The following is a 21427-nucleotide window of genomic DNA, read 5'->3' as shown; positions in this document are numbered from 1 at the left end:
TTTATACGGAAACGTACCCTGAATTTTTGAGATAGTTGGCGCACTCCTCCTTGGAGAAGACGTCGAGGAGTTCGCCGACCTTGCGCCAAGTCGCTTCGACATCACGCGGCTGCGCGGCTCGCATCAGGTGTTTGAGCTTGGCGAAGACCTGCTCGATCGGATTGAGGTCGGGGCTATAGGGCGGCAGGAAGAGCAGATGGGCTCCTGTGGCGCGGATGGCGTTGCGCGCCGCCTTGCCCTTGTGACTGCCGAGATTGTCGAGAATGACGAGTTCACCCTTTGCGAGGGTCGGCGCCAGCACCTGCTCGACATAGAGGGTGAAGAGCTCGCCATTGATGGGGCCGTCGATGACCCATGGCGCGCTGATCCGGTCGTGGCGCAGCGCCGCGATGAAGGTCATGGTCTTCCAATGGCCGAAAGGCGCAGACGCCTGGAGACGTTGCCCACTCGGTCCCCAGCCTCGCAGCGGCGCCATGTTGGTTTTGATCCAGGTCTCGTCGATAAAGACCAGGCGCGAGGCGTCGATCCTGCCCTGATGGGTCTTCCAGCGCGTCCGTTTACGGGCGATATCGGGACGATCTTGTTCGGCCGGCAGGATCGTTTTTTTTGAAGCTCAGCCCTTCGGCATGGACGAACGTCCACACTGCCCGCACGTCGGTCTTGATCCCGCGCGCAGCCAGTTCCTGCGTCAGCTTCCGCAAAGTGAATGGGCCGGAGCGAATGCGTTTGCGCAGCCAGTCGGCATTGGTGCCGGACAGAACCGGCTTCTTGTGACCGCCGATCTTGCCGGGAGAAACGCCTCCGGTCTCCCGCCGCAGATTCTTCCACTTTGTCACACAGGAAGGACTGATCTGAAGCGCTTCTGCAATCGAACGCACGGTCTCGCCCGCGTCAGCCCGCGCCAGAGCGAGTTCACGAAGATCTTCCGAATAGGGTCGCGTCATCCATGCTGGCCCCCGTTCCAGCATGGAGTTTGAATCAGAAATTGTCCCTTCTGGGAATCTGGAGGGTTCTGTGAGGTCGCGCTCACGCGAGGGCGCGGCAGGCGCTTATGACGCGACCTCATTGAAGCCGGATTGAACGAAGGCGCGGGAGGCTATTCGCGGTTTTGCAGCTATGGGGATTGTTCGAGATCGCCATGCCCGATCTGCTGGCTCGGCGCGTGAGGCAGAGACACAGGAGTGCGCATCCTGGAAGAGTTGAGATCAGACGCGCTTCGCCTGAGATCGCGATAGGCCTTTTGCTGCATCGGACGGTTGTTGTCGCGCAGTGTGACAGCACGGATTCGACATCGTCCGCGATGATCGAGACGCTGGGAGCGAAATGACGAATGATGATCGTCGTGCACGACATGACTTGGCTCACGATGTGTCGCATCGGAACGGTGATGTTCGAGGGCTGGGGCGTCTGAAGCTATGTCGAAAGCGCTCAATGATGCGCATGACGCCACCACAATCGGGACAGGCAGGAACCTCGGCCCAGGTTTGAGCCTCCGAATCCACAGGCGACGGCTGGCCATCGTTTGGGGCTGTTCGCTCATGATCGAGAAGTTCGCGGCAAAGGGCGAGCTTGGCAGCGCGATGGCGGTTGGCCATGAAGCCGAAGTGGCGGATGCGGTGGAAGCCGTCAGGCAGCGTATGAAGCAGGAAACGGCGAATGAACTCATCGGGCTTGAGATTCATGATCTTTGTCGCGCTGTTTTGGCGATAGTCCTTCCATGAGAAGGCGACATGATCGTCGTCGAGTGCGACGAGCCGGCTGTTGGCGATCGCGACGCGATGGGTGTAGCGGCCGAGATAGGCCAGGACCTGTGCGGGTCCGCCGAAGGGCCGCTTGGCGTAAACAACCCAGTTGATGCGTCGCATGGCGTCGAGGTGGGCCGCAAAGGCAGCCGGCTCGGCCAGAGCTCCGAGATCGCCGAAGAAACGCAAGGCACCGGAGTTGAAGGCTGCCGACAGACGTTTGAGAAAAAGTGTGCGAAATAGTCTGGACAACGGTTTGACGGCCAGGAAGAAGTTCGGTCGGCAAGCGGTCCAGCGCGCGCCATCGGGCGAGAGGCCGCCACCCGGAACGACGCAATGGACGTGGGGATGATGCATCAGCGTCTGTCCCCAGGTGTGGAGGACGGCGACGCCGCCGATCGCACCGCCGAGCCGGCGTGGATTGGCGGCGAGCGTCGTCATCGCCTCGGCGGCAGCCTTGAACAGGATGGCATAGACGACGGCCTTGTTCTGGAAAGCGATCGCGGCGATCGGTGCGGGAAGTGTAAAGACGACGTGGAAATAGGGAACCGGAAGCAGGTCGGCTTGACGCGCGGCGAGCCACGCGGCTCGGGCTCTCCCCTGACACTTCGGACAGTGCCGATTGCGGCAGGAATTATAGGCAACGCGTGTCGTGCCGCAGTCGTCGCAAGCCTGCATGTGGCCGCCGAGCGCCTCGGTCCGGCACGCAACGATCGCGCTCATCACGCGCCGCTCGACCCGCCCCAGATGACCGGCATGTACACGGCGATAGGCGTCGCCATGCCGGCGCAGAATATCGGCAATCTCGATGGCGGGCCTGTTGGAGCGGATGTCGGAGCGGGTCATGACCCGCATCCCGCTGCGGGTCATCCAGGTGGCGTCACCTCCAGCGACAGGCGATCGAGCGGGCTCTGCGTCGCTCGGATCGTATCGGTGGCGACCTGCGTGTAGCGCGCTGTCGACGACAAATTATTGTGCCCGAGCAAGACCTGGATGATCCGGATATCGGTTCCGTTCTCGAGAAGATGTGTCGCGAAGCTGTGGCGCAGCGTGTGCAGCGTGACGCGCTTGGTCAGGCCCGCAGCCTTCACCGCCGACCGGCAGGCGGCATGCAGCACGGTCTGATCGATCGGATGATCTTCGTCACGACCAGGGAACAGATAAAGCCGCGGCCGGGCGAGCCGCCAGTAGGTGCGCAGGATGCCCAGCAGCTGGGGCGACAGCATCACGTTGCGATCCTTCGCGCCCTTGCCGTGGCGCACCTGGATGACGCCGCGGGCGCTGTCGATGTCTTCGATCCGCAGTCCCGCAACCTCCGAGGCCCTGAGCCCGGCCGCATAGGCGGTGGTGAGCGCGGCGCGGCTCTTCAGGCTCGATACCGCTTCAAGAAACTGAACCACTTCGTCGGCGCTGAGAACGACCGGCAGCTTGCGCGGTTCTCGCGCATAGGGAATGCGCTCTGGGATGAGCGCCTCGCCGAGCGTGACGCCGTAGAAAAACCGTAGCGCACAGACGATCTGGTTCAGCGCCGGCCATGAGATGCCGGTCGAGACCAAATGCACCTGGAAGGCGCGGACGTCTTCCAGCTCTAACCGGTCAGGCGATCGGCCAAAATAGCGGCTGAACTTCGAAACCGCGCTGATGTAGGATCTTTGCGTCGCCGGCGACAGATTGCGGACGGTCATGTCTTCGATCATGCGGCGGCGAAGAGGGCTCAAATCGGCCATCTCGATACTCCTGTCTGAGGGGGTGGGCTCCAACACCCACATCCTCTCAGCCAGGAGGCGATCTATGCCACCTTGCCCCCTACGCCGCGGCAGCGGCTTCGTTCAATCCCGATTCCGGCAAAAAACAACATGCTCTAGTCAATCAACTATCGCTCGCCTCGAAAGCGGCCAGACGCTTCCAAGTACCAAGACGTTGTTGCGATTTGCCAAGGCAACCGGCAGCAAGTTCCAGATCCGGCTCTCAGCCGCATAGGGTCTGCTAAGGCCGCACACAGCGCGGTGGCAGCCGGTCGATCCGTCACCGCGGCAGCAGCAGGTCCCGCTCCCCCCGCGCGACGCGTGCAAGCTCGTCGGCCATCCGCGTCAGCACGCCCTCCCAGGCCTGCGGTCCGTCCTGGCGGAACAGCCGCATGGTCGGATACCACGGCGTGTCGGCGCGATCGCGCAGCCAGCGCCAGTCGAGCGCATAGGGACACAGCATCCAGACCGGACGGCCCAGCGCGCCGGCGAGATGCGCCACGGAGGTGTCGACGGCGATGACGAGATCGAGCGCGCAGACGGCCGCGGCGGTATCTGCAAAATCGCCGAGCATCGGTGCGAGGTCGACGATATCGGCACCGAGACACCGAAGAACCGGAGCATCGTCCGGCCGCGGCTCCTTCTGCAGGCTGTAGAGCTGGACGCCTGGTGTGACCAGCCGCGGCAGCACGGCATCGGCCGGCAGCGAGCGCTGGCGGTCGCCCTTGTACCTGGCATTGCCGGCCCAGACCACGCCGACCTTCAGCGCGGACACGCCGGCCAGCGCCTCGCGCCAGCGCGCGAGCTTGGTGGCGTCCGCCTGCAGATAGGACACGGCAGCGGGAATGGTCTCGACGGTGGTGCGGAAGATCCGCGGCAGGCTCAGCAGCGGCAGTTGCCGGTCGAACGGCGGCAATAGCTCGCCGCGCGCGAACACCGCGACGTCGGGCAGCATCGGCCGCAGCAGCGAGACCAGCGCCGGCTGTACCTGCAGAATGATCCGGCCGCCTCTGCCCGCCAGCATCGGCACATAGCGGACGAAATTGATGGCGTCGCCGAGCCCGTATTCGGCAAACAGCAGCAGCGTGCGTCCCGCCAGGGGCTCGCCTTGCCATTCCGGCTCGTCGAACACGGGATCGCCTTCGCTGAGCATCTTGGTCTTGCGGCGCCACTGATATTCTTCAAAGCCCTCCTCGAACTCGCCGTTCATCAGCAGGAAATGCGCGTGGTTGTAATGCGCCAGCGGCTGCTCGGGATCGAGCGCGATGGCGCGGCGTGAGGCCACCAGCGCCGCATCGATCTCGCCGGCATTGCGCAGCGCGACCGCAAGATTGGCATGGCCCTTGGCGTAATTGGGTTCGAGGTCGATGGTCCTCCGATGCGCGGCGACCGCCGCCTCGACCAGATTCTGCGCCTCGAAGATGATTCCAAGATTGGTGTGCGCGGCGGCATAGTCCGGCTTGAGCGCCAGCGCCAGTTCGGCGCAGGCGACGGCGTCGTCGACCTGTCCGAGCTCGAACAGGCAGGCGCCGAGATTGTTGAGGATGACGTGATCGGACGGATCGCGGGCCGAGACCTGCCGATAGATGCGGACCGCCTCCTCGCGCTCGCCCAGCTCGTGCAGCACCATGGCGAGCAGGCGCCGCGGCGCGAAATTGTCGGGCTCGAGCGCGATCGCGCGGCGATAGTGCTGGACCGCGTCCTCCAGCCGGCCCAGGCGGTAGAGCGCCGCACCGAGACCGCTATGCAGGCCCGGATGATCGGGATCCGCGCCGAGCCCGCCGCGATAGGCGGTGGCGGCGGCGTCGTGCTTCTTCTGATCGGTCAACGCATTGCCAAGGTTGAGCCAGACACCGCGATAGGCGGGATCGCGCGCGATCACCTCGCGATAGGCCTGCTCCGCCTCGACCGGGCGCTGCTGCCCGGTCAGCGCAACGGCGAGGTTGAACCGCGCCCGCGTCAGGCCACCATCGAGTGCGATCGCGCGGCGAAACGCCGCCTCGGCCTCGTCGAAGCGCGACAGCTCGCATAGCGCAACGCCGAGCTTGATGTGCAGGCTGGCGTCCTTTGGCCGCAGCGTCACGCCGCGCTCGAACGCCGCCACCGCGCCCTCGTGCTCGCCCTTCACGGCAAGCGCATCGCCGAGCGTGGCGAACGCCGGTCCGTGATGCGGATCGAGGCTGAACACCCGGTTCAGCAGCACCGCGCCTTCGGCGGCGCGATCGGTCACGAAGGCGATGACGGCGGACAGATGCAGCGCCGGAATATGGTCGGGATCGGCGGTGAGGATATCGCCGCACAACGTGCCGGCCTCCGTCGCGCGGCCCGCGCCATAATGCGCCACCGCATCCAGCAACATCCGATCAACAGCCACACTGCCCACGATACCGCCCCCGCCTCTCAAGACCCCGATGGGGATTAAACGGGCGGCGACGCCAAATCCGGCACGCGAATCCCGATTGAAGAATCATGACCCGGGTGCAAGCTCTGATCTCTTCTCCTTCCCCCTGAAAGGGGGAAGGTCGGGATGAGGGTCAGCTACACGCAGCGCTGCTCGCAGAGAGAGTTGATCCCCACCTGCTTTGCTCTGCCGAGCAAAGCGACCTCCCCTTTTCAAGGGGAGATGACGCCCGCCATCGCCCCTCTTGACGCCTGGCTCATCATGTAACATGTAAAGTTACATGATACGCGATAGCCGTCTATCCGGTGTCCTGCATGGCCTGCTCCACATGATCGGAGCGGGCGAGCCGGTCACGTCGGAGCACCTTGCCCAGGCGATGGCCACCAACCCGGTGGTCGTCCGCCGCGTGATGGCCGGCCTGCGCGAGCAAGGCCTGGTCCGCTCCGAGAAGGGCCATGGCGGCGGCTGGACGCTGGCACGCGATCCCGCCGACATCACGCTGGCCGACATCTATCGCGCGGTCGGCGCGCCCACGATCGTCGCGATGGGCCATCGCTCGGAAAATCCCGGCTGCCTGGTCGAACAGGCCGTCAACGACGCGCTGTCAGGCACGTTTCGCGAGGTCGAGGCGATCTTCCTGAAGCGGCTCGGCGCGGTGACGCTCGACGCGCTCGCGAAGGATTTCAAGCGCCGGCTCGCCAAACACAAACAAAGTCTCGAGGACCAAATTCATGCAGCCAAGTGAGCAGTCGAAACCGCTTCCCTTCAACGATCCCGCGCACTGGGACAAGATGGTCGCGACCTACGAGGCGCAGTCGCAGCCGTTCACGACACACTTCGCCGAGGCCGCGGTCGCGATGCTCCCGATCGGCCCGTCATCGAAGGTGCTCGACGTCGCCACTGGTACGGGGGCCGCGGCGCTTGCGGCCGCGCGCAGGGGCGCCGACGTCACCGCGATCGACTTCTCGGCCGGCATGGTGGCACGGGTCCGCGCGCATGAAGTGGCGAATATCGCGGCGCGGCAGATGGACGGCCAGGCGCTCGATCTGCCGGATGCCGCCTTCGATGCAGCGGTGTCGGTGTTCGGCGTGATGCTGTTTCCGGATTGGCGCGCCGGACTGCGCGAGATGGCGCGGGTGACGCGGCCGGGCGGATCGGCGGCGATTGCGGTCTGGAAAAGCGCCGACGGTGCCGCCGTGCATCTGCTGCTCTCGCAGATCATCCGGCGGCTCTATCCCGACAACGTCACGCCGATGCCGTGCACGGGCCTCGCCGAGCTCGCCGATCCCGGCCGCCTCAGTGCGGCGGTCGTCGCGGCCGGCTTCTGCGATCCTGTCGTCGCCGAGATCACCCACGACTTCAAGCTCCATGTCGCCAATCCTGCCGACGTCGACAAACTGTTCGAGTTCATGCCGCATTGGAGCGGGCTCGATGCCGAGCAGAGTGCCGCCGTTGCACGCGCCTTCCGGAGCGAGATCGAGCGAGGCCGGGTCGGAGACACCTTCGCGATTCCCTCGACCGCACTGATCGCGACGGCGCTGCGGCGCCAGCGCCACGCGTAGCAATCGCCGCAGATCAACTGCGGATTGGAGCACGCTAGTGCTTGTCGTCGTCCTTGTCTCCGTCGCTCGGCGGCTGCGGGCCGGGGCTGTTGGCCCAGCGGTCGAGGTCCTCGATGACCCGTCGGTGGCTCGGCCGCAGCGACGGCGGACCGCCGGGCTCTTGCGACAATTTCCGGGGCAGCTTGACCTGTTCTGGCATGATGAGGCTCCAGAGCTGGGTGGTGTGCGGGCCATTCGCGGCGACCGTGACGCGATGCGTGGATCGACGGCCGCGACGGAGGCGCGAAGATTATTTGTGATCTGACGGCTTCGCTGATGTTGCGACCGGCTGCGCAGGCGCCGCCTGCTCCCACGGTGCCGGCAGGATGACCCGCGCCGGCGGCAGGGTCTGCGCGGCGCGCTGCACACCGGCATTCGCGTGCACCGGCTGCGGCTCGTCGCCGGCGTTGTCGGCGCGGGCGACGGTGATGCCCAGCGCCATTGCCGCAAGGCCGAGTCCCGCGCCGATCGAAGCGGCAACGACGCCGGTCCGCGACCTGTTCAGGACGGCAAGATGAGATGAGGTCATCGCAACTGCTCCTCACGCAATACACATGGTTCGGAGCCGTGCGCGACGCTAAAGCGCGATGTCGCGCTTTAGCCTTTTGCTTGAGCATGATCTCCGCGCAAACGCCACGCGTTTGTCGCGAGGGAAGACCGCTTCGCACTTTTCCGCATCATGCATAGCGCCGCGCACGGCTCGAGGTGGTGATCAGGTCTTGATGTCGGCCGGCAGCTTGCCGCCATTGGCGGCGAGCTTGGCCATCACCTGCTGATGCAGCCAGACATTCATGGTGGCGGTGTTGTTGGTATCGCCGGTGTAGTGCAGCTCCTTGGCGAGCTCCTTGCGCGCAGCAAGGCTGCTGTCGAGGCCAAGCGCCTTCAACAGGTCGACGATCGAGGTGCGCCAGTCGAGCTTCTCGCCGGTGGCAGCCGCCGCCTTGTCGACGATCGCCGCGACGTCGACCGTCTGCGCCGCGGATGTGCCGGGTGCCGGCGATGCAGATGCAGACGTTGACGTCGATGCCGGCGAGGTGCCGGGTGCTGCCGTCGCTGTGGTCTCAGCGGTTTTGGCCTGGGCACCGTGGCCGAAGATTGCACCCATGATGCTTCCAAAAATGCTCATGTTCTCTCACTCCGTACGCCCGGGACACCGTTGGTCCCGCGACTGGTTCCAGTGACGCGTGGACGATAGGCAGGCCATTGGCCGAGCGGAAGATGACCATCGTCACTATCGGGGTTTGGGACGGCGTGGTGCATTCGGGGAGAGATTCGTGCGGTCATGCACCGCATGTCGCGCGCGTTTCATCGTACGCCCCACGTGCGATGAAGTCAGCCGTCCCGGCCCGATTCGCCAGCCCCGAGAAGTCGGGACGGCTGACACAAACCTGTGCGGAGTTATATGAACCAGAGCGTTTTCGAGCGAAGTGGACACCGGTTCGCGTGAAGAAAACGCGTCAAAACAAGAATCTAGAGCTTCGGTTCTGATTCGATCAGAACCGAAAATGCTCTAGAGCTGACGGCGGCGAATGGTCTGGGCGAGCTCGACAAAGCATTCGGCAACGCCGACGCCGGTCTTGGCGCTGACCGGCTTGACGCTCGACTTGGCGAGTTCGGCAATCGCGCCGGCGCTGCCGGCGGCTTCCGGCAGGTCGATCTTGTTGAGCAGCGCCCGGTAGGGCCGGCCCGGGAATCGCTCCTCGAAACCGCGGACCAGCTCGACCATGCGGGTCACAGTCTGCGGCCGCGTGACATCGGACACGATGATGGCGGCGGATGCACCGGTGACATAGACGGTGTCGAAGATCTGCGTGCCGAAATCGCCGTCAGTGTCCCACAGCACGAGGCGCATCGGATCGCTGCCATCCGCCGGCACCACGTCATGGCTCAGGATCTCGACGCCCAGCGTCGATTTGTACTGGCCCTCGAACCGGTTGTAGATCAGCCGATAGAGGATCGACGTCTTGCCGACCCCCATATCGCCGAGCAGCATGACTTTTGCGGTGAGCATCAGCGGGCCACTTCGCCTCGATAGACCGTCTCGAACGCCACGCGGCGGTTGCCGCCGGCGGTGGCGTCGAGCCGGTCGGTGATCGGCATCGTCGCGGCGCGCGACACCAAGATCAGCCGCGACGGGTCGACGCCGAGCGCGATCAACCTGCGCTGCACCTGCTCCGCCCGCTTGCGCCCGAGCGTCTTGTTGGTGCCTTCGGTGCCGCTCTGATCGGCGTAGCCGACGATCCGCAGCCTGAGATCATTGTTCGTCAGCAGCCCGGCGAGCTCGCGCAGCTGCTGCTCGGCCTGGTCGTTGTCGAGGAATTCGTCTGAATTGTTGACGAAAAAGACCGCGGTCGAGGCGATGAAGCGGTCGAGCCGCGCCGCCGGACCGTCGGCGACGGATTGCAGCTTCGCAGCCTGCTCGCTCAACTTCGCGTACTGCTCGCCGAGCTTGTCATACTGCGCGGCGAGAGCGGCATATTTCTGGTCGCCCGACTTCGCCTGCGCGCCCATCGCTTCGCGCATCTGGTCGAGGCTCGCCTGCAGGCGCGTCAGGCTCTGCTGCAGGCCTGCAATGCCGGCCTGCGATGCCGCCGCCTGCTCCGGCGTGGACACCAGTCCGATGCGGTCGATGACCTTGTACGGCGCCGCGGCCGCAGCGAGCGTGTCGATCAGTGGCGCTGTCTCAAACTGACTGGGCTCGAGGCCCGACACGGCCACGCTTGCGTTGCCGTGATCGAACTCGAGCCGCAGCGGGAACGTGGCCAGCAGGGGCTGCTTCGCGGCGAGCTGCTCCAGCGCGGCATGGGTCCGCCGCTCCAGCAGCGCGCGCGTCACCGAGGTCACGGCAAAATAAAGCAACAGCGCGGCCACAGCGGCGAGCACGGCGAACAGGATCACCTTGCCGCGCCGGCTCGCGATCCGCCGCGGCGTATCGTCGGTCTCGATCGCGGCTGCGAGCGAGGCCAGCATCGGCCCGTCGCAATCCGCGCCGCGGTCGATCCGCTCGATCGCATCGAAGAACAGCGAATTGATCCTGGCATTGTCGGCGGGGCGCAGCGGCCCCAGGCACTCCGCCGCCAGGATGAAGCGGGGCGATGCGCGCAGCGCGAGCTGCCGTCCGCCGAAATCGAGCGTTTGCAGATTGCCTTCGCCGGCCAGCGCCTGCACGGAGAATTCAAGGATCGCCGCAACCATGGCGCTGAGCAGGTCGGCGCGCTCGTCGACGGTCGCCTCGCGCTTCCAGTCGGCGACCAGGCGGCCATTGCCGCGTTCGATGATCAGGAGCCGGTTGATCTGCGGCGGGCTGTCGGCGAGCACGAACTCGCTGATCGGACGTCCCGTGACCAGCGACTTGACCCGTCCGACCCACAATTGCGCCGAGGTCAGCGCATTGATGCGCTGCTCGAGCGAGGCAACCAGTTCCCGGAACGCGTTCGCCACCGCGGCGCTGACCAGCCGGCCGACGATTAAAGATCGGATAGAGCGCCTCGATCATCTGCTCGCGCGAATTCTTGATCTCGCTGCGGATCGCGGAGACCACGACCGGCGCGATCGCGGTGGCGAGCTCGCGCGGCCGGTTGACCTCGGCGCGCTCCAGCGCCTCGACCAGAATGCCGGCGGTGGCCGTCTCCAGGCGATCGGCGTTGCCGACATAGCGCTGCAGCGAGTCGAGATCGGCCTCCAGCGACGTCAGACGCGTCGCCTCGGGCTGAAACAGCAATGTCCTGAGCTGCTCGATCTCGCGGTTCTGGCCAGCAGCAGCTGCCATGCTATTTGCCCGTGCGGCCGGATCCCAATCCGCTGATGGCAGCGCCGAGCTGGGTGATGGCCGCACCGACATCCTTCAGCGAGTCGAGGCGCTTCTGCTCGGTATCGCGTTCGAGGTCGGAGAGCCGCGCCTGCAGCGCGGTGAGCTCGTTGGTAAAGTCCGCCTGCATCTGCTTCAGCGAGGCCTGCATCTCCTCGCGCAGACCCGAGAGGTTGGTCTCAATCGAGCGTTGCGCGCCGCCGAACAGGAGATCGCGGACCTGATCGATTGCCGCCATGCCATGCGCCGCGGCGTCCGCGCCGTTGCCGGCCGCCGCGTTTGCCAGTCCATCGGTATCCTTGGTCTGGCGCTCGATACCCTTCATGGTCATTCCCTGTTTAGTCAAAGCCGCGCAATCCGCGACCTGCCGTGTCAAAAAGCAAATCCGAAACAAACCTATAGCCAATTTTGTCGGCGCGGCCCAGAGAAACGCGAGCAATCTCAGCCGGATCAACCGCGTGGTGTGCGATTGGAGGTAATTGTTTTTAGTAAGTTATTGCCTTTATTGCCAGTTCCGTACGGTTCTTGACCTGGCATTTTTCCAAAATGGTGCTGACATAGTTCTTCACCGTGCCCTCGGCCAAATGCAGCCGTTCACCGATCTCGGTATTGCTCTTGCCCTCGACGATCAGCGTGAGAATTTCATTCTCCCGCGCCGTCAGCCCGTTCGCGAACCGGCAGCTTCGCCGAGACGCGCGGGCCGCGCAGCCGCTTGAACTCGTCGAGGATGCGCGCGGCGACGCTGGGCGACAGCCCGGACTGGCCGTTGATCACCGCGCGGATGGTCGATGCGATCTCCTCCATCCTGGCGTCCTTCAGCAGATACGCCTTGGCGCCCGCGCTGACCGCCTCGAAGATCAGATCGTTGGTCTCGAATGTCGTCAGCACCACGATATGGGTCTGCGGCAGCTCGCGCAGGATCCGCTGGGTCGCCGCGATACCGTCGACACGCGGCATCTGCAGGTCCATCAGGATGACGTCCGGCCGATAGCGCCGCGCGAATTCGATGGCCTGCTCGCCGTCGGACGCACCGGGAAGGATCTCGAAATCGTCGTTCTGCTGGGCAAGCAGTGTGGCGATACCTTCCCTGATCAGGGTCTGATCCTCGGCGATCAGCACCCGCACCTTCTCAATTCTGCTCACGGGCTTCAGTCATCCTCTCGAAGGTCCAGTTGTCTTGCTGCTCGCGTTTTCTTGACGCGAACCGGTAGCCACTTCGCTCGAAAACGCTCCGAATGCGCGGCAACGACATCAATCGGCCAGCAGGCCGGCAGACGCTGCCGGCGGCGCCGCCACGGGGAGCGATATCCGGACCAGCGTTCCCTGTCCGGGCGCGCTCTCCACCGTGCAGCTTCCGCCGACGAGTTCAGCAAATTCGGCCATCCCGATCAATCCGAAATGTCCGGGAGTGGGCACCGCGAGATCGAAGCCGCGGCCGTCGTCGCGGATCTCGACAACGAGCTTGCGACCGACCGCGGCCGGCGCCTCGAAGGCGTGAAACGAGACACGGCGTGCCTTCGCATGTGCCTGAACATTGCGCAATGCCTCGCTGAGGATGCGTTGAACCGTCAAGCCGCAATCGCGCAAGCCGGGACGCGCCTCTTCGTCGATCTGGATCGACACCCTGACGCCGCTGCGCGCCGCGAAGTCGCTGAGCAGTCCCTCGACATCGGGATCAAGCTTCAAATCGTCGGGCGTGCGCAGGCGATCGATGGCCTCGCGGGCACGCGAGAGCCCGCTCGCTGCTGCGTCTTCGGCGGTTGCAAGGCTGTCCGTCACGCGCGCCGGGTCGGCCGAAAGATAATGCCTGATCAGCCGGATCTGGGTCAGCAGCGCCACGATCGAATGCACCAGCGTATCGTGCAGGTCGCGCGCCAGCCGCAGCCGCGTCCGCGCCAGCGAGGCAAAACGCACTTCCGCGCTCGCCGCCTCGAGCTGCTGCTCCATCAGGCGGCGGGCCCGGCGCTCGCTGCCGAGCAGCGTTTCGACCTGACGTCCCGCGAAGTCCGGCATGGCGATGACGAAGTAATGCGACTGCGCGCCGTTCCACAGCACGACCGCCGTCATCGGCTGCGCGATGTCAGGCGAGGCACCGCGGACACCGGCCAGTGCGATCATGTCCCGCTGGCCTCCGGCAAGCGCCGCCAGCTCGGCCTCCATGCCGACCAGCAGCATGCATGCGCAACAATCGACGCCGATCGCGGGAAGCCATTCGACCAGCCGCCCGATCTTCCGCTGCATGCTTCGGTCGGCACCGATGACGGCGAGACCGATGACGTCGGCTCCTGCCGCCGCAAGCAAATCCGCGCTCAAATCGATCATGCGTTGCCCATCAACTCAGCGAGCAGCCCACTCTGCCGTAAGCCGGCAGCGGCCGCAAACGAATATGACTTTCGTCATAACTGATCCTGACTTTCGTCAGATGCCGCCGCCGCTCGAAATGCGGTTCTGTCGTACGAATGAGCAACAGCGCAAGCCATGATGTGCCACATGCCGGCGTCCATGGCGATGCCGGCCGGGCGCCGCGCCTCGCGGAAGGTCGCGCCAGTCGGCCGGAGTGTGAGCTGACAATGAAGGCCGCGCCACGGAAATCGTTGGGTATCGAGCTCATGTTGGCGGAAGCGGAAAAGCCTGCGCGGCGCCGGCGCATGAGCGCGACCCAGATGCTGGCGTTGCAGGAAGCGCTCGCCGGCCGCCTGCAGCTCTACCCGCGCGGATATGCCGCGAGCAAGACCGGCCCGTTCCATTCACGCCGCGCCATCCTGGGACTGGTGCGCGCCGGCTTGATGACCCTCAGCGCGACCGCGCGCTATGCGGCGGTGACCAAGCGCGCACGGGACATGTACGCGGCGCCGGCGACCAGCGAGAGCGAATAGCACACGTCATCGAGGTACTGCGCACCTCCGACCGAGCCTAGTCCGGCAGGGGCGCGCCCCAGGTCGCCGTCACGTTGCCGCCAAGCCTCGGATTATTCAAAGGCCTTCTCGAGCTGAGAATTGGCGGCAAGCGCGGATCGTGAAACCGGGCGTAATACGGCTCCATCCAGGCAAGGTCTCCCTGAAACGTCCAGGGGAAGAGCTGCTGCGGAACGTTGGTGAGAGCGCCGAAGCTGCGCTCGTCCTGCACCGCGCGAACGACCAGGTCCGCGAGCCGACGGATCGCTCCGTTGTTCTCCGCATAGAGGTCGACCTTCCGGCGGCTTGCCAGCTCGGCGCAGAACACCAGCGGGATCAGCGCGAAGTTGTGGTAGTGCAGCGCGCGCTCGCCACGCTTCAACTCGCGTTCCAATTCGCCGTGGGCGCCGATGTCCCTGATGCCCTGGCGCGCCCGGGAAATGCCGGCATCGACCAGATCACCGCGATCCGTCAGGGTGCCGATCGACATCAGATCGAGCCCTGCCCAATAGACCAGATTGTTGCCGAGGTGGTTGATGCGATCGGCATCGCGGGTTTCCTCGGCAATCCGGATCAGCCATGGTTTGATCTGCTGGAAACGGTGATCGGCCTTGGTCGACGCGTTGGGGAAGCGCAGCAACGCGAGCGCGAAATCGGTCCCGGCCCAGGAGCGCTCGAAATCGCCCTGATAATTCGCGCCGATCGTCAGCAGCGCACCTCCCCTCGCCCAGCCTGCGAGCAAGTCCATGACGCAATCCAGCTCCCGTTCATCGGCGGCCTTGTTGACCTGCGCAATGAACGCATGCAGCGGCTTGATCGCTTCCGCGTAACCGCCTGCATCCCGGTAGAAGCCGGGCGGATCGACCGATGTCAGCGCCGGTCGCGCCTCGCATGTCCGGGCCGCTGCCGGCTACGCGAGGCAAGCAAGGACGATCGATACGCCGACCGCCGTTAAACGAACATCAAACTTCATTCCAAACAACTCCGCGAGCCACCGCGGGGACGAGACGCCGCATCGTGAGCGCCGGCGCAGCCATCGACATACGCGCGCAACATCACAACCAAATCTAATGTGATGCGCGCCAGAACCGAGTTCAGCGGCCGTTCAGATTTTCAAGCATCGTCCAACGATGCTCTGCCACGGCGCTGACGATCACGGAAATATGAAGGTAACCTGCGAAGAAAATCTTTACAGTTTACCTTCATATATGCAAGGATGTTCGGCATGAACAATTCAGCGGCCCGTAACGGATCAGCGCGCACATCGGCGCTCGCCGAGGATCTTCGTTTGTTGATCGGAACGCTGAAGCGCCGGCTGCGTGAGCAGGGGCAGCGTGAGGATCTTCCGCCGTCCCAAGTCGCGGTCCTGCTGCGCCTCGAAAGGGACGGCCCCGCAACCGTGTCCAGTCTGGCCCGGTCGGAAGGGATGCGTCCGCAGTCGATGAGCTCGGCGATATCAGCGCTCGAGGCCGCGGGCCTGGTGCGCGGCGCGCCCGATCCGGACGACGGCCGGCAGACCATCATGTCGCTCACCGATAGCTGCCGCGAGCGGCTGCGCACCGGCCGCGCCGCGCGGCAGGACTGGCTGTCGCGCACCATCGCCGCGCGGCTGTCGGCGCGAGAGCAGGATGAACTCGCCGCCGCCGTCGGCCTGCTGAAACGGCTGGTCGCGGATTGATGTCGGCCGCGCTGCGCAATTGTGGAAACAGGAAGCGATCATGGCTCTGACGACGCTCGATCCGATCACCGCCCTCATTGTCGTCGATCTGCAATCAGGGCTCGTCGGCGCACCGTTCGTGCATCCGTTCGGAGACGTCGTGGTTCGCGCCCGCGCCCTCATCAATGCGTTTCGACGGCATGGATTGCCGATCGTGCTGGTCAATGTCGGCGGCACGGCACCCGGACGAACCGAGCGGCCGCGCCACAGTGGACAATTTCCCGACGGCTGGACCGACCTGATTCCGGAGCTCGACCGGCAGCCGGGCGACATCGTCGTGACCAAGCGGACGTGGGGTGCGTTCGCCAGCACCGATATTGAGAAGCAGCTGCGCGCCCGCGGCGTCACGCAGGTCGTGGTCGCCGGCGTTGCGACCGGCACCGGCGTCGAATCCACAGCACGGCAGGCCTACGAAGCCGGCTTCAATGTCGCGCTTGCGATCGACGCCATGACCGATGCGCGGCCGAACGCACATGACTACAGCATCGAACAGGTGTTCCCGCGGCTCGGCGAAACCGGCTCGACGCAGGCGATCATCGATCTGCTTGAAAGGACCAATGCGCATGAACTGGCTTGACCTCGTCACCTACTTTTTCGGCGGCGCCTTCCTCACCAACGCGATCCCCCACGTCGTCGCCGGCATGATGGGCGAACCGTTCCAGAGCCCGTTCGCGAAGCCGCCCGGCGAGGGCCTGTCGTCATCGACCGTCAACATCGTGTGGGGCTTCTTCAACCTCGCCGTTGGATATCTCCTGGTCTGCCGCGTCGGCGACTTCGGCTTGAGAACGACAAGCGACGTCGCAGCGCTCGGTCTCGGCGGCCTGCTGATCGGCCTGTTGCTGGCGCGGCGGTTCGGACGGTTTCACGGCGGCAATGAACCACAAAGACCATGAGACGCGTCTTTCGATCGCTCACAAGCTTCAACTACCGTGTCTGGGCGGCCGGCGCGCTGATGTCCAACATCGGCACCTGGATGCAGCGCGCCGCCCAGGACTGGCTCGTCCTCACCCAGCTGACGCAGCATAGCGCATCCGCCGTCGGCGTCGTGATGGCGCTGCAATTCGGGCCACAGCTATTATTGATGCCGTGGAGCGGCTTTGCCGCCGATCATTTCAACCAGCGCAAGCTGCTGATGGCAACCCAGGCGACGATGGGCGCGCTCGCGCTGGTCCTCGGGATTCTCACCGTCACCGGACTGGTGCAGCTCTGGCACGTCTATGTATTCGCCTTGCTGTTCGGCTGCGCGGCAGCGCTCGACGCGCCGGTGCGCCAGACCTTCGTGGCCGAGCTGGTCAGCGACACGAACCTGTCGAACGCGATCGCGCTGAACTCGACCTCGTTCAATGCCGCGCGGATGATCGGCCCCGCCGTCGCCGGCCTCATCATCGCCTCCGTCGGCACCGGCTGGGCGTTCCTGTTCAACGGCGCCTCGTTTCTTGCGGTGCTGACCTCGCTGACCCTGCTGCGCACCTCCGAGCTGCGTCCCAATGCGCGGGCCCATCCCACCAAGGGCAGCGTCATGCAGGGTTTCCACTATGTGTGGTCCCGCCCGGATCTCCGGGCGACGCTGATCATGCTGTTCCTGATCGGGACCTTCGGACTGAACTTTCCGATCTTCATTTCCACCATGGCGGTCGGCGTGTTCCACACCGATGCGCGCGGCTTCGGGCTGCTGTCGTCGGTGATGGCGCTCGGCACGATGTCGGGCGCGCTGTTGGCCGCGAGCCGCGATCAGCCGCGATTCTCTTCCCTGATGCTGGGCTCTGCGATCTTTGGCCTCGGCTGCACGCTGGCCGCACTGGCGCCGAACTATTGGCTGTTCGCCGCCGCGCTCGTCGTGATCGGCGTCGCCGCGCTTACCGTTACCAACACCTCGAACGCGCTGATGCAGCTCTCGACCGAGCCTGCGATGCGCGGCCGGGTGATGGCGCTGCGGCTCGGCGTGGCGCTGGGCGGCACGCCGATCGGCGCACCGATCGTCGGCTGGGTCGCCGATCACCTCGGCCCGCGCTGGGCACTCGGGGTCGGCGCCGCCGCCGGCTTTGCGGCTGCAGTCGTGGCGATCACCTTCCTTTCTCAACGGGACGACGAAGCAAGCCACCTGCCGCCCGCGGTGAAGCGGTAAGCAGCTCGGTCAAGCCGACGCTTAAATCACAAAATGACCTCGATCAGACGGGGACCGCGATTTTTCATCGCGCTGGCGAACTGGCTCGCGAATTCCTCAACCGACGTTGCGCAGCTCGCCTCTACGCCCATGCCGGACGCAAGTTTGACCCAATCAAGCTCGGGATTGTGCAGATCGAGCATCGAAAAGGCCTTGGGTCCCGGATCGCCGGCTCCGACCCGCCCGAGCTCGATGTTGAGAATCGCGTAGGAGCGGTTGGCAAAGATCACCGTGGTGACGTCGAGCTGCTCCCGGGCCTGTGTCCACAACGCCTGCAGCGTATACATTGCCCCACCGTCACCGTGGAGACAGACGACTTTCCGGTCCGGGCAGGCGACCGCAGCGCCTGTGGCGAGAGGGATGCCCTGTCCAATCGCGCCGCCGGTCAGCGCCAGATGATCGTGTGGCTCGATACTGGCTGCAAATCGATGTACGCCGCCCCCTGCCGTTGCGCCTTCGTCGGAAATGATGGCACCATCAGGAAGATAATGGGCAATGACCTGTCCGGCCGTCCGCGCATCAAGCGGTCCGGCTGGAATATCTGGCTTGTTCAATACGCCGACGTGCAGCGGCAGACGCGCCGCCTTCACTGCGTGGGCAAGAGCCTCCAAGGCAACCGCACCATCCTCATGCGCGTGAGCGAGATAGAGAATCCTGCAATCCTCGGGCGTGCACCAGGACGGCTTGTTCGGATAGGCGAAGAAGCTGACGGGAGGCTTGGCGCCGACCAGGATGAGCTGCTCCGTCCCGTTCATGAACTCGACAATTTGCTCGGCGAAATAGGGAATGCGTTCGAGGGGCACGCGGCCGGCTCCGCGCTGGCAACGTGGTGCAAAAGTATCGCAGGCGATCCGTGCGCCGGTCGCCGCGGCGATCCGGCCGGCCGCGTTGAGCCCGCGCTCCTTCAGCGCGGCTCCGCGGATCAGCATCATGGTTTTCTTGCCGGATCGGAGCGCGGCCGCAGCCTGGTCGATCGCCTCAGTCGAAACCTCCTCCGGCATCGGCTTCGGCAAGGCCGGCGCCGGGCGATCAGCTTCCAGCCAGGCGGTGTCAGCGGGCAGGATCAAGGTCGCGATCTGACCTGGATATTGCAGCGCAGCCTGAACGGCGCGAGCGCCGTCCGCGGCGACCGTCTGGGCACTTGCCGACGAATGCACCCACGCGGAGACCGGCCGCGCGAAACCATGGACGTCGGAAGCGAGCGGCGCGTCATATTGCGCGTGATAGGTCGCGTGGTCACCGACGATATTGACGATCGGTGTCGCCGCGCGTCGCGCGTTGTGGAGATTGGCTAGTCCGTTCGCGAGGCCCGGTCCGAGATGCAGCAGCGTCGCGGCCGGCTTCTCAGCCATGCGACCGTAGCCGTCGGCCATGCCGGTCACCGCACCTTCGAACAGGCCAAGCACGACCCGCATGCCCTTGACCCTGTCGAGGGCCGCTACGAAGTGCATCTCCGACGTGCCCGGATTGCCGAAACAGACCTCGACACCCGATTCGACGAGCGTCCGCAAAAGACTTTCCGCGCCGTTCATGCCGCTTCTCCGTCGTGTGATTGATCGCCTGGCTCGTTATGATGTTCCCACCTAGGGCGTTCCGTTCCGTCATGTCAGACGAAGGCACTCAGCCCCGTGATCGACTTGCCGACGATCAGGGTGTTCATCTCGCGGGTGCCCTCATAGGAGTAGATCGCCTCGGCATCGGCCACGAAGCGGCCGATATGGTTCTCGAGCAGGATGCCGTTGCCGCCCAGCAGCTCGCGCGCATAGCCGACCGTCTCGCGGCATTTGACGGTGCAGAACGCCTTCGCCAGCGAGGCGTGCTCGTCCAGCATCACGCCCTCGTCCTGCATCTGCCCGAGCCGCAGCATCATCGCCTGCGTCGCGGTGACGTTGCCGAGCATCCGGACCAGCAGGTCCTGCACCAGCTGGAAGCCGCCGATCGGCCTGCCGAACTGCTGCCGCTCGGTTGCATAACGCAGCGCATGCTCATAAGCGCCCATCGCGCAGCCGACGGCGAACCACGCCACGCCGGTGCGGGTCATGCGCAGCACCTTGGCGGTGTCCTTGAAGGAGTTGGCGTTCTGCAGCCGGTCCGCCTCGGGCACGCGGCAGTCCTTCAGCGTGATCAGGCCGTTCTGCACCACGCGGAGCGCCATCTTGGTCTTGATCTTCTCGACCGAGAAGCCCGGATTGTCCTTGGCTACGACAAAGCCCTTGACCTGGTTGGAGCCTTCCTCGCGCGCCCAAATCACGTTGATGTCGGCGAACGTGGCGTTGCCGATCCACTTCTTCTGGCCGTTGAGGATCCAGACGTCGCCCTCGCGCCGGCAGGTGGTCAGCATCCCGCCCGACGTCGCCGAGCCGACCAGCGGCTCCGTGAGACCAAACGAGCCGATCTTCTCGAAGCGCATCATCGCCGGCAGCCAGCGCTGCTTCTGGGCCTCGTCGCCGCACAGATAGATCGAGCCCGCCGAAAGCCCGGTGTGCACGCCCCAGAAGGTCGCAACCGAGGAATCGACCCGCGCCAGCTCCATCGCGACAAAGCCGTTCAGCAGCCAGCTGCCGCCGGCCGCGCCATAGCCCTGGTAGCCGACGCCGCCGATGCCGATCTCGGCCATCTTCGGAATGATCGCGAACGGAAATTCGTCGCGGCTCCAGAACTCCTCGATGACCGGCGCGACCACGCCCTCGGTGAATGCGCGCACGCGCTGCGCCAGCGCGCGCTCCTTGTCGTTGAGGACGGTGGCAATCCCGTAGAAATCACCATTGATCGGCGGCGGCGCGTAATCGGGCTTGGGTGGCCGTGTCGCCTGCGCGTTAGCCATGGTACGCTCCCTGATGCATGGCGATGCTTCGCCCTTATCGCGCTCCCGACAGGACCCACGCCCTGCCGGGGATTCATCTCAACGTGACGTCAGGTTGGCTTGTTCGGGCGGACGCTGGCGCGGAACTCCTCGAAATTCTCCTTCATCCGGTCCTGGATGATCTTCACCGCTTCCGTGGTCGACTGCCGCGCCGTCGACGCGCTGTCCTGCGCGCCCTTGACCGCGATATCGAACACCTTTCGCGCGAACTCGGTTTGCAAGGCGAGGTTCTCATGAATCTTGCCGAGCGGTTTGTACTCGCGCGCCAAGGTCGAGGCCTCGCGCAAGCCCGCCTCAATCACCTCGCGCTGCTTCTGCGCCACCGATTGCGCGCCCTGGGCCGCAACCTTCGCGCTCAGGCCGAGCGCCTCGAGGTTCTTCTTTTGAGCTTGCAGCAATTCGTCCACATTCAGCTTCGGCAAGCCGAGATCACTGCCGAACTTCCGCAGCATATCGATGTAAGAGGCATTGTCGGTCACGATATCCTCCCTG

26 protein-coding genes are annotated in these 21427 nt (G+C 65.0%); 9 read left to right on the top strand and 17 right to left on the bottom strand.

Annotation, left to right across the window (positions count from 1 at the left end; genetic code table 11):
- Position 1 precedes the first annotated feature (1 nt).
- The 3 genes from ACVWW1_RS34065 to ACVWW1_RS34055 form a co-directional block, all read right to left on the bottom strand.
- A protein-coding gene (locus ACVWW1_RS34065; RefSeq protein WP_456655323.1) for an IS630 family transposase occupies positions 2-944 on the bottom strand; the annotation gives its coding sequence in 2 pieces (ribosomal slippage) (positions 2-607 and positions 609-944; 942 coding nt in all).
- Positions 945-1361: 417 nt separating this feature from the next.
- A complete protein-coding gene (locus ACVWW1_RS34060) occupies positions 1362-2588 on the bottom strand; it encodes an IS91 family transposase (protein WP_176396397.1) in 1227 nt (408 codons plus the stop codon).
- Between the two features lie 20 nt (positions 2589-2608).
- The gene (locus ACVWW1_RS34055) at positions 2609-3469 is read right to left on the bottom strand and encodes a tyrosine-type recombinase/integrase (protein ID WP_029085027.1); all 861 of its coding nucleotides are present in this window, start codon (positions 3467-3469) and stop codon (positions 2609-2611) included.
- Between ACVWW1_RS34055 and ACVWW1_RS34050 the strand changes: the two genes are divergently transcribed.
- The gene (locus tag ACVWW1_RS34050) at positions 3426-3722 is read left to right on the top strand and encodes a helix-turn-helix domain-containing protein (protein ID WP_456658900.1); all 297 of its coding nucleotides are present in this window, start codon (positions 3426-3428) and stop codon (positions 3720-3722) included. The two genes, ACVWW1_RS34055 and ACVWW1_RS34050, sit on opposite strands and share 44 nt — an antisense overlap.
- A gap of 45 nt (positions 3723-3767) precedes the next feature.
- On the opposite strand, the gene ACVWW1_RS34045 is transcribed toward ACVWW1_RS34050, so the two are convergent.
- Positions 3768-5846: a tetratricopeptide repeat protein gene (locus tag ACVWW1_RS34045; RefSeq protein ID WP_456660742.1), complete on the bottom strand. Its 2079-nt coding sequence runs from the start codon at positions 5844-5846 to the stop codon at positions 3768-3770.
- Positions 5847-6168: 322 nt separating this feature from the next.
- On the opposite strand from ACVWW1_RS34045, the gene ACVWW1_RS34040 reads away from it, so the two are divergent.
- Positions 6169-6633: an Rrf2 family transcriptional regulator gene (locus ACVWW1_RS34040; protein ID WP_456658899.1), complete on the top strand. Its 465-nt coding sequence runs from the start codon at positions 6169-6171 to the stop codon at positions 6631-6633.
- On the top strand, positions 6620-7450 hold the full coding sequence (locus ACVWW1_RS34035) for a class I SAM-dependent methyltransferase (protein ID WP_456658898.1): 831 nt from the start codon (positions 6620-6622) through the stop codon (positions 7448-7450). Before ACVWW1_RS34040 ends, ACVWW1_RS34035 begins: the two co-directional genes overlap by 14 nt.
- 34 nt (positions 7451-7484) lie before the next feature.
- On the opposite strand, the gene ACVWW1_RS34030 is transcribed toward ACVWW1_RS34035, so the two are convergent.
- The 5 genes from ACVWW1_RS34030 to ACVWW1_RS34010 all read right to left on the bottom strand — a co-directional run bounded on the left by ACVWW1_RS34030 (position 7485) and on the right by ACVWW1_RS34010 (position 10930).
- Positions 7485-7649, bottom strand: a complete 165-nt coding sequence (locus tag ACVWW1_RS34030) for a hypothetical protein (RefSeq protein ID WP_456658897.1) — start codon at positions 7647-7649, stop codon at positions 7485-7487.
- A gap of 90 nt (positions 7650-7739) precedes the next feature.
- The gene (locus tag ACVWW1_RS34025) at positions 7740-8018 is read right to left on the bottom strand and encodes a hypothetical protein (protein ID WP_207833646.1); all 279 of its coding nucleotides are present in this window, start codon (positions 8016-8018) and stop codon (positions 7740-7742) included.
- 183 nt (positions 8019-8201) lie between these two features.
- Complete coding sequence (locus ACVWW1_RS34020; protein WP_207833648.1) at positions 8202-8615, bottom strand: DUF3597 domain-containing protein; 414 nt, start codon at positions 8613-8615, stop codon at positions 8202-8204.
- A gap of 384 nt (positions 8616-8999) precedes the next feature.
- Complete coding sequence (locus tag ACVWW1_RS34015; protein ID WP_456658896.1) at positions 9000-9500, bottom strand: Rab family GTPase; 501 nt, start codon at positions 9498-9500, stop codon at positions 9000-9002.
- Positions 9500-10930, bottom strand: a complete 1431-nt coding sequence (locus tag ACVWW1_RS34010) for an OmpA family protein (RefSeq protein ID WP_456658895.1) — start codon at positions 10928-10930, stop codon at positions 9500-9502. Before ACVWW1_RS34010 ends, ACVWW1_RS34015 begins: the two co-directional genes overlap by 1 nt.
- Here ACVWW1_RS34010 and ACVWW1_RS34005 point away from each other — a divergent pair.
- Positions 10884-11294, top strand: coding sequence for a hypothetical protein (locus ACVWW1_RS34005; protein ID WP_456658894.1), 411 nt, complete (start codon positions 10884-10886; stop codon positions 11292-11294). The genes ACVWW1_RS34010 and ACVWW1_RS34005 overlap by 47 nt on opposite strands.
- On the opposite strand, the gene ACVWW1_RS34000 is transcribed toward ACVWW1_RS34005, so the two are convergent.
- From ACVWW1_RS34000 to ACVWW1_RS33985, 4 genes are all read right to left on the bottom strand, one after another.
- The gene (locus ACVWW1_RS34000) at positions 11260-11622 is read right to left on the bottom strand and encodes a hypothetical protein (RefSeq protein ID WP_224924685.1); all 363 of its coding nucleotides are present in this window, start codon (positions 11620-11622) and stop codon (positions 11260-11262) included. The two genes, ACVWW1_RS34005 and ACVWW1_RS34000, sit on opposite strands and share 35 nt — an antisense overlap.
- A gap of 160 nt (positions 11623-11782) precedes the next feature.
- Positions 11783-11926: a response regulator transcription factor gene (locus ACVWW1_RS33995; RefSeq protein ID WP_456660741.1), complete on the bottom strand. Its 144-nt coding sequence runs from the start codon at positions 11924-11926 to the stop codon at positions 11783-11785.
- Positions 11927-11939: 13 nt separating this feature from the next.
- Complete coding sequence (locus tag ACVWW1_RS33990) at positions 11940-12440, bottom strand: response regulator (protein WP_456658893.1); 501 nt, start codon at positions 12438-12440, stop codon at positions 11940-11942.
- Between the two features lie 108 nt (positions 12441-12548).
- On the bottom strand, positions 12549-13619 hold the full coding sequence (locus ACVWW1_RS33985; RefSeq protein WP_456658892.1) for a histidine kinase: 1071 nt from the start codon (positions 13617-13619) through the stop codon (positions 12549-12551).
- Between the two features lie 326 nt (positions 13620-13945).
- On the opposite strand from ACVWW1_RS33985, the gene ACVWW1_RS33980 reads away from it, so the two are divergent.
- Complete coding sequence (locus ACVWW1_RS33980; RefSeq protein ID WP_456658891.1) at positions 13946-14173, top strand: hypothetical protein; 228 nt, start codon at positions 13946-13948, stop codon at positions 14171-14173.
- Positions 14174-14210: 37 nt separating this feature from the next.
- Here the strand turns inward: ACVWW1_RS33980 and ACVWW1_RS33975 are convergent, their stop codons facing one another.
- Entirely contained in the window at positions 14211-14951 is a 741-nt protein-coding gene (locus ACVWW1_RS33975; RefSeq protein WP_456660740.1) for an alginate lyase family protein, read from the bottom strand.
- Positions 14952-15416: 465 nt separating this feature from the next.
- Here ACVWW1_RS33975 and ACVWW1_RS33970 point away from each other — a divergent pair, with 465 nt between their 5' ends.
- The 4 genes from ACVWW1_RS33970 to ACVWW1_RS33955 are packed head-to-tail and all read left to right on the top strand — an operon-like array spanning position 15417 to position 18033.
- Entirely contained in the window at positions 15417-15869 is a 453-nt protein-coding gene (locus ACVWW1_RS33970) for a MarR family winged helix-turn-helix transcriptional regulator (protein ID WP_176534061.1), read from the top strand.
- 40 nt (positions 15870-15909) lie between these two features.
- Positions 15910-16485 (top strand): isochorismatase family protein, encoded by a 576-nt coding sequence (locus ACVWW1_RS33965; RefSeq protein WP_456658890.1) that lies wholly within the window; start codon positions 15910-15912, stop codon positions 16483-16485.
- Complete coding sequence (locus ACVWW1_RS33960) at positions 16472-16801, top strand: hypothetical protein (protein WP_456658889.1); 330 nt, start codon at positions 16472-16474, stop codon at positions 16799-16801. Before ACVWW1_RS33965 ends, ACVWW1_RS33960 begins: the two co-directional genes overlap by 14 nt.
- Positions 16798-18033: an MFS transporter gene (locus ACVWW1_RS33955; protein WP_456658888.1), complete on the top strand. Its 1236-nt coding sequence runs from the start codon at positions 16798-16800 to the stop codon at positions 18031-18033. The genes ACVWW1_RS33960 and ACVWW1_RS33955 overlap by 4 nt, the downstream gene beginning before the upstream one ends.
- Before the next feature lie 26 nt (positions 18034-18059).
- On the opposite strand, the gene ACVWW1_RS33950 is transcribed toward ACVWW1_RS33955, so the two are convergent.
- The 3 genes from ACVWW1_RS33950 to ACVWW1_RS33940 form a co-directional block, all read right to left on the bottom strand.
- On the bottom strand, positions 18060-19604 hold the full coding sequence (locus tag ACVWW1_RS33950; protein ID WP_456658887.1) for an acetolactate synthase large subunit: 1545 nt from the start codon (positions 19602-19604) through the stop codon (positions 18060-18062).
- A gap of 74 nt (positions 19605-19678) precedes the next feature.
- The gene (locus ACVWW1_RS33945) at positions 19679-20896 is read right to left on the bottom strand and encodes an acyl-CoA dehydrogenase family protein (protein WP_456658886.1); all 1218 of its coding nucleotides are present in this window, start codon (positions 20894-20896) and stop codon (positions 19679-19681) included.
- 89 nt (positions 20897-20985) lie between these two features.
- Positions 20986-21414 (bottom strand): phasin family protein, encoded by a 429-nt coding sequence (locus tag ACVWW1_RS33940; RefSeq protein WP_456658885.1) that lies wholly within the window; start codon positions 21412-21414, stop codon positions 20986-20988.
- Positions 21415-21427: the final 13 nt, after the last annotated feature.

The sequence above is a fragment of the Bradyrhizobium sp. JR3.5 genome, assembly GCF_054057015.1.
This window is presented reverse-complemented; position numbering and strand designations above follow the sequence as displayed.

Excerpts from the sequence above, each read along its gene's own strand:
- ACVWW1_RS34060 (WP_176396397.1), bottom strand. The coding sequence starts at position 2,588 with ATGACCCGCTCCGACATCCGCTCCAACAGGCCCGCCATCGAGATTGCC.
- ACVWW1_RS34050 (WP_456658900.1), top strand. The coding sequence starts at position 3,426 with ATGTCTTCGATCATGCGGCGGCGAAGAGGGCTCAAATCGGCCATCTCG.
- ACVWW1_RS34055 (WP_029085027.1), bottom strand. The coding sequence starts at position 3,469 with ATGGCCGATTTGAGCCCTCTTCGCCGCCGCATGATCGAAGACATGACC.
- ACVWW1_RS34045 (WP_456660742.1), bottom strand. The coding sequence starts at position 5,846 with ATGTTGCTGGATGCGGTGGCGCATTATGGCGCGGGCCGCGCGACGGAG.
- ACVWW1_RS34040 (WP_456658899.1), top strand. The coding sequence starts at position 6,169 with ATGATACGCGATAGCCGTCTATCCGGTGTCCTGCATGGCCTGCTCCAC.
- ACVWW1_RS34035 (WP_456658898.1), top strand. The coding sequence starts at position 6,620 with ATGCAGCCAAGTGAGCAGTCGAAACCGCTTCCCTTCAACGATCCCGCG.
- ACVWW1_RS34030 (WP_456658897.1), bottom strand. The coding sequence starts at position 7,649 with ATGCCAGAACAGGTCAAGCTGCCCCGGAAATTGTCGCAAGAGCCCGGC.
- ACVWW1_RS34025 (WP_207833646.1), bottom strand. The coding sequence starts at position 8,018 with ATGACCTCATCTCATCTTGCCGTCCTGAACAGGTCGCGGACCGGCGTC.
- ACVWW1_RS34020 (WP_207833648.1), bottom strand. The coding sequence starts at position 8,615 with ATGAGCATTTTTGGAAGCATCATGGGTGCAATCTTCGGCCACGGTGCC.
- ACVWW1_RS34015 (WP_456658896.1), bottom strand. The coding sequence starts at position 9,500 with ATGCTCACCGCAAAAGTCATGCTGCTCGGCGATATGGGGGTCGGCAAG.
- ACVWW1_RS34005 (WP_456658894.1), top strand. The coding sequence starts at position 10,884 with ATGCGCTGCTCGAGCGAGGCAACCAGTTCCCGGAACGCGTTCGCCACC.
- ACVWW1_RS34000 (WP_224924685.1), bottom strand. The coding sequence starts at position 11,622 with ATGAAGGGTATCGAGCGCCAGACCAAGGATACCGATGGACTGGCAAAC.
- ACVWW1_RS33985 (WP_456658892.1), bottom strand. The coding sequence starts at position 13,619 with ATGATCGATTTGAGCGCGGATTTGCTTGCGGCGGCAGGAGCCGACGTC.
- ACVWW1_RS33980 (WP_456658891.1), top strand. The coding sequence starts at position 13,946 with ATGAGCGCGACCCAGATGCTGGCGTTGCAGGAAGCGCTCGCCGGCCGC.
- ACVWW1_RS33970 (WP_176534061.1), top strand. The coding sequence starts at position 15,417 with ATGAACAATTCAGCGGCCCGTAACGGATCAGCGCGCACATCGGCGCTC.
- ACVWW1_RS33965 (WP_456658890.1), top strand. The coding sequence starts at position 15,910 with ATGGCTCTGACGACGCTCGATCCGATCACCGCCCTCATTGTCGTCGAT.
- ACVWW1_RS33960 (WP_456658889.1), top strand. The coding sequence starts at position 16,472 with ATGAACTGGCTTGACCTCGTCACCTACTTTTTCGGCGGCGCCTTCCTC.
- ACVWW1_RS33955 (WP_456658888.1), top strand. The coding sequence starts at position 16,798 with ATGAGACGCGTCTTTCGATCGCTCACAAGCTTCAACTACCGTGTCTGG.
- ACVWW1_RS33950 (WP_456658887.1), bottom strand. The coding sequence starts at position 19,604 with ATGAACGGCGCGGAAAGTCTTTTGCGGACGCTCGTCGAATCGGGTGTC.
- ACVWW1_RS33945 (WP_456658886.1), bottom strand. The coding sequence starts at position 20,896 with ATGGCTAACGCGCAGGCGACACGGCCACCCAAGCCCGATTACGCGCCG.